The sequence below is a fragment of the Idiomarina sp. ST10R2A5 genome (assembly GCF_051842325.1).
Classification (GTDB): Bacteria; Pseudomonadota; Gammaproteobacteria; order Enterobacterales; family Alteromonadaceae; genus Idiomarina; species Idiomarina abyssalis.
In genome coordinates this window covers 58,842-67,837 of the sequence record NZ_JBNIEX010000012.1, presented here as the reverse complement: position 1 = coordinate 67,837, position 8,996 = coordinate 58,842, and the positions used below count along the sequence as shown (strand labels likewise).

The 8,996-nt window shown below is 45.9% G+C and carries 7 protein-coding genes; 4 read left to right on the top strand and 3 right to left on the bottom strand.

Translation table 11 applies throughout. The annotated features are described in order from the left end of the window. The 3 genes from ACP7FG_RS12540 to ACP7FG_RS12530 are packed head-to-tail and all read left to right on the top strand — an operon-like array spanning position 1 to position 1,675. Positions 1 to 159, top strand: a complete 159-nt coding sequence (locus tag ACP7FG_RS12540; RefSeq protein WP_439226577.1) for an IS3 family transposase — start codon at positions 1 to 3, stop codon at positions 157 to 159. A gap of 22 nt (positions 160 to 181) precedes the next feature. Then, positions 182 to 775 (top strand): hypothetical protein, encoded by a 594-nt coding sequence (locus ACP7FG_RS12535; protein WP_439226575.1) that lies wholly within the window; start codon positions 182 to 184, stop codon positions 773 to 775. Between the two features lie 60 nt (positions 776 to 835). After that, on the top strand, positions 836 to 1,675 hold the full coding sequence (locus ACP7FG_RS12530; RefSeq protein ID WP_439226574.1) for a hypothetical protein: 840 nt from the start codon (positions 836 to 838) through the stop codon (positions 1,673 to 1,675). 529 nt (positions 1,676 to 2,204) lie between these two features. On the opposite strand, the gene ACP7FG_RS12525 is transcribed toward ACP7FG_RS12530, so the two are convergent. The 3 genes from ACP7FG_RS12525 to ACP7FG_RS12515 all read right to left on the bottom strand — a co-directional run bounded on the left by ACP7FG_RS12525 (position 2,205) and on the right by ACP7FG_RS12515 (position 6,791). Next, positions 2,205 to 2,912 (bottom strand): cold-shock protein, encoded by a 708-nt coding sequence (locus ACP7FG_RS12525; RefSeq protein WP_439226573.1) that lies wholly within the window; start codon positions 2,910 to 2,912, stop codon positions 2,205 to 2,207. Between the two features lie 87 nt (positions 2,913 to 2,999). Further along, the gene (gene gorA, locus ACP7FG_RS12520; protein ID WP_271332310.1) at positions 3,000 to 4,352 is read right to left on the bottom strand and encodes a glutathione-disulfide reductase; all 1,353 of its coding nucleotides are present in this window, start codon (positions 4,350 to 4,352) and stop codon (positions 3,000 to 3,002) included. A gap of 138 nt (positions 4,353 to 4,490) precedes the next feature. Then, positions 4,491 to 6,791, bottom strand: a complete 2,301-nt coding sequence (locus ACP7FG_RS12515; RefSeq protein WP_439226572.1) for a S9 family peptidase — start codon at positions 6,789 to 6,791, stop codon at positions 4,491 to 4,493. Between the two features lie 135 nt (positions 6,792 to 6,926). On the opposite strand from ACP7FG_RS12515, the gene prlC reads away from it, so the two are divergent. Beyond that, positions 6,927 to 8,969 carry an oligopeptidase A gene (gene prlC / locus ACP7FG_RS12510; RefSeq protein WP_439226571.1) on the top strand — a complete coding sequence of 681 codons (2,043 nt, stop codon included), beginning with the start codon at positions 6,927 to 6,929 and terminating at the stop codon, positions 8,967 to 8,969. The last annotated feature ends 27 nt before the right edge of the window (positions 8,970 to 8,996 follow it).

Below are 8,996 nucleotides of genomic sequence, written 5' to 3'. Positions count from 1 at the left end.
ATCCGGAAGAAGATTTACCCGAACAGGAACGAAGCGAAGACTGAGATATTTAATTTTATCGAGATGTTTTACAATCCCAAAAAGCGTCATTCTCATACAGGTGGTGTATCACCTGTTAACTTTGAAAAGGCGTACTTTGAGGATTTACAGACTGTCTAGTAAAAGCTGGGAAGTCCATAACATGAAATTTTACTTATCAAAATTTAGTATTTTGTCCGTAGTGGCTCTCTTGGTGCTTAATGGATGTGAAGGTTACGCTAAGGCTGGTATGGAACGAACAAAAACAACAATCGGAGATGAGGTTACGAAGACTGAAGACATCATTTATGCTGAGGTAGGTGGTAAATTTATAGTGCAAAATGGTTTTACTACCAGCCAGAGTAACTCGGCACTTGACCCGACTACTTGGGAATTAGAGTTAGATTCTAGCTTTGGATTAACTACTTCTATTAAAAATAACCAAGCTACGGTCACGGCGATTAACGGAAACTCAATCGTAGCGCAACGCAATTTCTCACTGATAGTTCAAAACAACAAAGCGCGATTTAGCCAACCGTCAGCAGTAGAAAATTGGTTGATGACCAATCAATTTTCTGCAGACAAGTTCCGTGCCGAAGTTCAAACTGTAACAGAAAACCCCTATGAGAATGATGGACAAGTTACAGCAAAATGGAAAGAGCAATCCCAAGTGAAAGCGCAAGTTTCTTATAGTGTAGCCGGAACAGGAAGCTGCGGGCCGGGTAGAGATCCTTCAAAAGTAATTGAAATTTGCTAACATAAATTCGATGGAGGTATGTACCTCCATCTTTAAAAAATTATAAAAACCTTAAAAATTATGAAAAAAAAACTTTCAAAATTAATTGTAATGCTCATTTCATTAGCTGTTGTTGGCTGTTCCGCTAACAAAATTACAACACCAGATAACTACGACACTATATACCACATCGTTGAATATAATAGAGGTACCATTATGGTTACCTCAGCGTTCCAGTCACCTAAAACAAACTTAACACTTAAAGACTTAGATAAGCATTTAGACTTCTCGAAGCTAACTAGTTTCGATGCCCGATGGGCAAATATTTCATTTTTTTTACATAATGAGCAGCGCCATTGCCAAGAGCAGTATACTAACTTGCGTTTAGGTTTAAGAAAAACTGTCGCAAAACAAGTTCTTCCTACTAGCGACATATCAATTGAAATTTACTTTACACCGAAAAGAAATTTTTTAATTAATGAATCGAGCAAAGGTAATGATACATACCGCTTTTTTTATCCTGTAAGCTTCTGCGATAAGACGTTATTCCCTTTTCAAGCTCTTGAAGCTGCGGGAAAGATTGTACATGAGACGTACCATATAATGGTTTTCAAATCCCATTTAAATAGCCTACAGGCTGAACACGAAGAAGAATATGCGTCACTGTTACAGTTTTGCAATGGAGTGCTTTCAGAACACAAAGCAAAATTTAATAAGGAATACTTTAACTCCCGCATTTCAAATCAACAATTTAATTCCAGTGAAATAGAAAGAGCATCTAGCGAGGGGCGCCTAAAAGCAATATTGAGAATTAGAGCAGAATTAGAAAATGAATCCAACCTTACTAATTACTGCGCAAAAGAAGTAAAAGGAATAATGGATCTAACTTTCTCCTCCCTTAGAGAGGATAGAGAATCATAAAAAGTCACTAATAAACAGTGCTTTTACCACAACAAGTTAGTATGAAGCTTTATTCCAAAGTATGACTCTTTATTACTACACCATACTTGACGATATATCAGGGTCCTTTCGCCAGTAGCTACTTCGCGAGGGCCGTCAATCGTTTGGTCAGTTACCTTGTAAGCCACCCAGTTAGTAAACCTCGTATTCGCATTATTCTGGAGAGTGTAAATTGGCCGCTCAATGATTTGACCGGAAGCACAGTTTTAGGCGAAAGTAGTAAAACTAGCAACGAACCGCAAAAGCGTCGCCGATACACGTAATAAGTTCATAGTAGACCCTAGTTTAGTGGTTCTTTAACGAGTACTGCGAAAGGAAATGTACATGGAATTTGTTACAGCTTGAATTGCCATAGACCTGTCAGACACAAGCTTCGAATTTCTTAGTGAAAGCTGAAAAGTTCAGTAGCCTATAATTCTCAGATCACTCCAGTAACTTATTAGTAACCATGAAAATCCAGTAAAAGGAAGTGGCAAAACTTAGTTTTCCATTACATTCCAAGCGATATAAATATGAGGATAATAGTAAAGAATATAACTCCAAATATGATCCCTCCTGAATGGGACACTTTTTCAGAGGTCATATCCGCTGAGTCGTATATAGAACGACCCAGTTGCCTTTCATATTCACTTTTAAATTGCTCTAGTGTGCTCTCCATCGCTGAAGCCTGGGCTTCTAAGTCAGCTTTACTGAAGTCACCTTGAAAGTCTTTTTTAGCTACTAAGCAGGCCTCAGCACTTACACGGTAGACATGGTAAATGTAGCTGTTATGGTCAGATTTTCTTTTATCTTTTTGCTGTTGTTTAGACAGGAGAGCATTTGCTCCGAGCTTTAAAGCAAACTGACGAACATCGGACTCGGCTTCCTCAATAGTTTTAAACCATTGGGAAACAACAGGCAAGCGGGTAAAAACAACCTTGTTCTCTATGTCTTTCTTATTACTCTCGAATAGGCCATATTCTTTTTTATACAAACGTAATGTCGAAGACTCCTTTAAGAGTTCGATATTTACAGCTTCTAATCCTTTATAAGTTACCTTTATTTCAAACCTCAGTGGTTGTCCTATTTTTAAGGAATTAAATTGCGTCTTCCCTATTGAGGTTTCATGAAAAAAAACATCAGCTCCAAAACCTGTTTCGATAAAACCATAGCCACTTACTGGTTTCAGTGACTTTACAACACCTTCCTTGCGACTCATCAGATATCCATTAGGTTATTCTTAAATAAACTTAGCCGCAAAAAGCGACTAAGTTGGTAGTCTATTTTCTGCCGATGCTTTTTACAATTAGCGAAGCGTAACGAACTCCTCAGCGCTGGTCGGGTGCAGAGCTACAGTCGAGTCTAAGTCAGCCTTTGTAGCCCCCATTTTCAGAGCAACGGCGAAGCCTTGTAAAATTTCATCCATGCCTTCGCCAATGCCATGAATGCCAACCACTTTTTCCTCTTTACCGTGGCAAACTAGCTTAAAGTAGCTGAGGGCGCGGTGTGGGGTGACAGCGTTGTACATTGCCGCGAATGAGGACTTATAAACGGTAATGTTGTCTTCACCGAATTTCAGTTTTGCGTCTTCTTCGCTCAAACCAACGGTGCCAATGGTTGGATGGCTGAATACAACGGTTGGAATGTTTTCAAAGTCCATGTGTGCGTTCGGCATGTTGTTAAATAAGCGTTCTGCGAGTAAGCGTCCAGCTTTTATGGCAACAGGTGTGAGCGCGGCTGCACCGGTGTTATCGCCAACAGCGTAAATGCCCTGTACGTTTGTATTCTGGAATTTATCGACATTAATGAAGCCTTCGTTATCCAGTTCAACACCGGTGCATTCCAGGTTGATGTTGTCAGTGGACGGCACGCGGCCTATAGCCCACACCAGACAGTCTACGCCGTCCATGGTTTTGCCGCCTTCAAAGTGCAACGTTAAGGTACCATCGTCTTGCTTAACCACTTCACGAACGGTGGTTTCTGTATGAAGTTCAGGACCATCCTGCTTCATGCGTTCCAGCAAACCGTCGGTAATGTCTTTATCGAAGGTGCGCAGTGGTCTATCACGACGTACCAGCAAATGCGTGTCTGTACCCAAGGCATGGAACACGCCGGCAATTTCAACGGCAATATAGCCAGCGCCAACAACAGCCGCTTTTTTAGGTTGCTCTGTTAATGCGAAAAAGCCGTCAGAGTCGATACCATGTTCAGCGCCCGGAATTTCAGGGATCATCGGGCGTCCGCCGGTGGCAATGGTAATATGGTCCGCAGTAATTTCTTCACCGTTAACTTCAACGGTTTTGTGGTCGACAAACTTGGCGAAGCCTTCAATAAATTCAACGCCGTTGCTTTGGAAACCACGGTGATAACCGCCATGAATGCGCTCTATATACGCTTCGCGATTATGAACCATGGTTGCCCAGTCAAAACCTTTTTGTTCAAGGTCAAAGCCATAGGACGGCGAATACTTGATAGCTTCTGCAATATGAGCGCCATACCACATGACTTTCTTAGGTACACAACCCACGTTTACGCAGGTACCGCCAACAAATTTTGCTTCAATAACGGCGGCCTTTGCACCACGAATGGCGGCACGGTTGGCTGAGGCAATACCGCCACTGCCGGCACCTATCGCCAGATAGTCATAATGTCTGCTCATACTGCTTAACTCCTGTGCTTAATTCAAAAACTGCGCATATCTTGAATAAAAACCCCGTATCTTGCAAATAAAGACACGGGGTTGTCATGCTTTTAATACCGATAGTGGCAATCGAAAGATCAGTTTACAGCACTGCTCTTAACGACCACCTGCCGGTAAGTTTTCTTTGACGAACTCGGTCATCATGGTGCGCAGGTGCAAAGTGGTGCCTTCACCCTCGTAAATACCATGCGAGCGGTTCGGGTAAGCAAAAAATTCAAATTGCTTACCGTGTTTAATCAGTTCGTTAACTAAGCGCTCACTGCCCTGGAAGTGGACGTTGTCGTCGCCTGTACCATGCACTAACAATAAGTCACCTTCCAGATTCTCGGCGTGTGTAATTGCCGAGGTCTCTTTGTAGCGCTCTGCTGATTCCGGCAATAACCCGGAGTAACGCTCCTGATAAATGGTGTCGTACAAGGTTAAGTCGGGTACTGGTGCCAGCGCCATACCCATGTTGTAGGCGTCCGGATAACGGAAAAGCGCATTCAGGGTTTGTGAACCACCGCCGCTGTGTCCCCAAATACCAACACGGCTTTCATCAATAAAGTCCCAGCGTTCCAGCATTTGTTGCAGCGCGTCGTACTGGTCGCGTACGGTGACAACGCCCAGGTTTTTGTAGATAGAACGGCGCCAGTCAAAGCCGCGTGGTGACTTAGTGCCCCGGTTATCAATGGAGGCAACAATATAGCCCTGTTGTGTCAGCATGGTGTGCCACAAATACAACGAGCCACCCCATTTATTGGCCACAGTCTGCCCCCAGGGTTCGCCGTAAACGTAGAACAAAATAGGATATTCTCTGCTCGGGTCAAAGTCGGTTGGCTTCATGATGTAGCCATCCAGTTCAAGGCCGTCGCGCGCCTCAACACGGAAAAACTCAACCGGTTGTTTCTCGACGTTTTCAACCGCTTTTTGGGCGTCAGTGTTATCGACGACCGTACGAATAACCTTATGGTCTGGCAAAGAAATCATCTTGGTTACAGGCACCTGATTCACAGAGTGAAAGGTGTGCTCTGCGTATTTGGCGTCTTGCGAAATACTGTAGCTGTGAGTACCTTCCATATCTGGCGTCAGACGTTCTAAGCGACCACTGCCGTCTAGGCTGGCGCGGAACAAATAACGCTCTAACGGTGTTTCAGGTGACGCAATAAAGTAGACCCAACCGTTATCTTCGTTGACACGCAGCACTTCAACAACGTCCCAGTTACCGCGGGTAACGGCGGTGGTTCTGCCCGAGTCGCGTTGCACACGGTAAATATGGCGGTAACCACTGCGCTCGCTTAGCCAGGTAAATTCGCGACCATCATTTAAAAAGTGAATGTCGTCTACATACTCGGCCCACGAGTCGGTATTTTCCCGTAACAGCTCCTGACTCCGACCCGTTTCAATGTCACTGATAAAGGCGCGGTTAATGTGTTGTTTGCGAGTCAGTTGCTGAATTAACAGCTGCTCGCTGTTCCCGGCCCAGTTCATACGCACCAGGTAATGTTGACGCGGATCACCTGGAATATCCATCCACTGAGTTTTACCGCCGCTGGCTGGCATAACGCCAATGCGCATGGCAGCGTTGGTTTCACCCACTTTCGGGTAAGGAAACTCTTTAAGCGTAGGGTACAGCTCGTCGGTGTTATTAATCATGGTGAATACCGGCGTACCCTCTGTGTCCAGCTGCCAGTAAGCAATGTGCTTGCCATTGGGGCTCCAGCGGAAACCGTCACGCAGGAAGAATTCCTCTTCATTCACCCAGTCGAAGGTGCCGTTTACAATGGTTTCGTTACCGTCACTGGTCAGGGCATTAATTGTAAAGCTGCGAAGGTTCTGCACGTAAATGTTGTTCTGCATCACATAGGCGACTTTGGTGCCCTGCGGGTTAAACTTGGCAAACTGAAGGGTCGACTCGGGAGCATTACCGCCGAGCTTTCGCAGTTCGTTGTTGCTGCGGTCTAGTACCCAGTAGTCGCCTAAAGTGTGAGTACGCCATGAGCGTTTGGTATTGGTGAAAATTAATACTTTGTCGCCATCGTCGGACCAGACGTAGTCAGCAATATGCAGTGCTTTATCTCTACCCTGTGGCGTAAGCTGCTCGGCGCTGACTAACACGGTGCGTTCGTTAGTCTCCGGATGATAGCGCACAATATCGCGACCATCGGCTGAATCAGATTGTTCCAGGGTGGTGTAACCTGAGCCGTCTTCCAGCCAACGCGTAGGGGCGGGGCGATCAATGCTAAAGGTGTCGCTGGCAAAGATCTTTTCAGGTGTGAGCTGGCTAGTGCCGGTAACTTCAGCCGGTTTAGATTCATCGTCTGGTTGTGTACCACCCAGGTTACTACAGGCACTTAAGGTGATAATGGCCGTAACTGCTGCCATTAAACGCAAAGAGCGAAAAGAGGTGTCAGACATGACATTTACCTTTATTCTGATTTATTAACGATTTGATAATACCGTAAAAAACGCAGGAAACCACATAAGCGTGGTTGAAGACTAGCCTAAAGCCCCAATATCCACTGTAAGCATTTTGAAAAAATTGAGGTAACAATGAGCCGTAATCCGTTATTAGAAAAGAGCCAGCTTCCTGACTTTGAGCAAATTAAACCTGAGCACATTCAGCCAGCTTTGAAAGAGTGCATAGAGCATGCCCGGCAGACGATTGATGACGTGCTTGCGAGAGGAGATTTCAGCTGGAACGGCTTAATTGAGCCTTTAACCGACGCTGATGAAAAGTTAGAGCACGTGTGGGCGCCGGTGTCGCATTTAAACTCGGTTGTCAGCACGCCTGAGTTGCGTGAAGCCCATGACAGCTGCCTGCCGTTGCTGTCTGACTATGCAACTTATGTTGGTCAGCACAAAGGCTTGTTTGATGCCTACGAAACGCTGCGTAACAGTGATGAATTTGCCGAACTGACCGAAGCTCAGCAGAAGCTCATTAACGATACCTTGCGTGACTTTCGTTTGTCGGGTGTCGATTTACCCGCGGACAAAAAGAAACGCTACGCTGAAATTTCTTCTCGCCTATCTGACTTGTCGTCGACGTTCAGCAACAACTTGCTGGATGCGACTCACGCCTGGACTTGCTTAATTACGGACGAAAGTCGCTTAGCCGGACTGCCTGACAGCATTAAAGAAGCGGCGAAAGAAACAGCGGCCGATCAGGAAAAAGAAGGTTGGTTATTTACCCTGGATATCCCCAGTTACTTGCCAGTGATGCTGTATGCCGAAGACCGGGAGCTTCGCAAGGACATGTATCAGGCATTTGTAACCCGAGCGTCAGAAACTGGGCCTAACGGTGGTAAGTTCGATAACTCGGCAGTGATGGATGAGACCCTGGCTTTGCGCCATGAAATGGCTAAGTTGCTTGGCTTTAATGACTACGCCGAAATGTCGCTAGCAACAAAAATGGCAGAGTCACCAGAGCAGGTATTGGGCTTTGTGAAAGACTTAGCTGACAAGTCGATGTCGCAGGCAAAAGAAGAATACGCTGAGGTGGAAGCCTTTGCCAAAGAGCAGGGCGTTGAGAAAATGGAAGCCTGGGACGTGCCGTATTTCAGTGAGCAACTGAAGCAACAACGCTACTCCATTTCCGATGAGTTACTGCGCCCGTACTTCCCGGAACAACAAGTGTTAAATGGTCTGTTTGAAGTGGTTAAGCGCTTGTTCGGCATGACGGTGAGTGAGCAGAAAGACGTGAAAACCTGGCATGAGAATGTGCGCTTTTTCCGCATTCATGACGCCGATGGTCACTTGCGTGGCAGCTTTTATTTAGACTTGTATGCCCGCCAGGGTAAACGCGGCGGCGCCTGGATGGCGGACTTTGTTGGGCGTCGGGTTCATGCCGGCGGTGAGCTACAAAACCCTGTGGCGTTTTTAACCTGTAACTTCAGTAAACCAGTGGGTGGTAAGCCTGCGCTCTTTACTCACGACGAAGTACTGACGTTATTCCACGAGTTTGGCCATGGTCTGCACCATATGCTGACACAGGTCGATACGGCAGGGCTTTCTGGTATTAACGGTGTTGAATGGGATGCCGTAGAGCTGCCAAGTCAGTTTTTAGAGAACTGGTGTTGGGAGCCGGAGGCACTGGCGCTTATTTCTGGTCATTATGAAACCGGCGAACCATTACCACAGGAACTGCTGGATAAAATGCTGGCGGCACGTAACTACCAGTCGGCGATGCAAATGATGCGTCAGTTAGAGTTTTCGCTGTTTGATATGCGCATTCACCACGAGTTTGATGAAAGCAAAGGCGCGCATATTAGCGAAATTTTGAGTGAAGTTCGCGAGCAGACCTCTGTACGTATTCCGCCGGAGTACAATCGGTTCCAGCACAGCTTTGGTCATATCTTTGCCGGTGGTTATGCTGCGGGGTACTACAGCTACAAATGGGCGGAAGTATTGTCGTCAGATGCATTCGCACGCTTTGAAGAAGAAGGCATTTTCAGTGCCGCAACCGGGCGCGACTTCCTGCAAGTTATTCTGGAGCGCGGCGGCAGTCGTAAAGCTGCTGACTTATTTCAGGAATTTCGTGGTCGCGAACCCAGCGTCGAGCCGTTGCTAAGACATAGCGGCATTAAAGCTGCGTAAATGAAGTGTCATGCCGTAGCCTGGTGT